Annotated in this window: 1 protein-coding gene and 1 pseudogene; both read right to left on the reverse strand. The window is 62.1% G+C overall.

Annotation, left to right across the window (positions count from 1 at the left end; genetic code table 11):
* Window positions 1-239 (reverse strand): annotated as a pseudogene (locus WEA77_RS03960) (hypothetical protein); the annotation flags it as partial.
* 114 nt (window positions 240-353) lie between these two features.
* Window positions 354-1,126: OmpA family protein (locus WEA77_RS03965; RefSeq protein WP_368066564.1), on the reverse strand; the 773-nt coding region annotated here is incomplete at its 5' end.

Genomic DNA, 1,126 nt, shown 5'->3' on the forward strand with positions numbered 1-1,126 from the left:
GTCTTGCCGTCGGCCCCAACCGCTTCGAAACCCGGGCCCTGGACCAGCTTGATATCAGCTTCCAGCGAAGAGAAGGCATCGGCGAGCTTCGGCGCGAAGCGATGCAGCCCCTCGGTGTTCAAGCTGCCCGTATTGTGCGCCGACCACCCGCGCGTGCGGGCAAGCATGTCCGGCGCCGCAGCATACAAGCGCTCGCGGGCCGCTTCGTCGTCTGCTGTCAGTTTTTCAAGGTCTGTCATGACCCCTTGGTTTCACAGGTGGAACTGGGCGGCAAGCCTCAGACGGCGAGGCTGAAAAACAAAAAAACGGCCCGGCAAAGTGCCGGGCCGCCTGATTGTTCAGTCTTCCAGTGATTACTGGACGACGATCGTGACTTCCGAACGACGGTTGAGCGGCTCGCGCACACCATCGGCGGTTGCTTTGGCCAGTGCGGATTCACCGCGGCCGGCTTTGTCGATGATTGTGGCGCCGATACCACGCTCGGTGAGCGCGCCGGCAACGACGTCAGCGCGGCGAACCGACAGACGCTCGTTGTACGCAGAGCCACCCGACGTATCGGTGTGACCGACGATCGACACAGAACCAGCGGCGCAACCCGCTGCGGCGGTGATGTTCGCCACAGCCTGATCGATAACCGCAGCAGCCTGGCTCGTCAGATCCGAGCGATCCCACTCGAAGTACACGACGAATTCCTGGCTGATGGCCGAACACTGCTGCTGGACCGTCTCAGTCGTCTCCACCGGAGGAGGCGGCGGGGGCGGCGGAGGCGGCGGAGGCGGAGGCGGAGGCGGAGGCGGAGGCGGAGGCGGGGTCACGCCAAAGGCGTAACGCAGGCCAAGAGTAGCGGAATGATCCGTATAATCTACTCGATATGGAATGTTGTCATGAGCGCCATCAAACTTGAGATCCTCAACTAAAAAGTACCGGTATCCTAAGTCAAGCGTCAGGCGCTCCGACACCTCGAAACCGATACCCGCCAGAAGTTGACCGGCCGTCTTGGTCGACTCACCGCCGAAACCGTTTGCTGCGCTGAGGTTTGGCGAAGTGCCGGTTGTACGGTTGACCGCTTTGGCGTTAACCTGGGCTCCGCCAATGCCCGCCCCAATGAATGGACGACTCGTGCCGT

The organism is Hyphomonas sp. (assembly GCF_040882205.1).
Classification (GTDB): Bacteria; Pseudomonadota; Alphaproteobacteria; order Caulobacterales; family Hyphomonadaceae; genus Hyphomonas.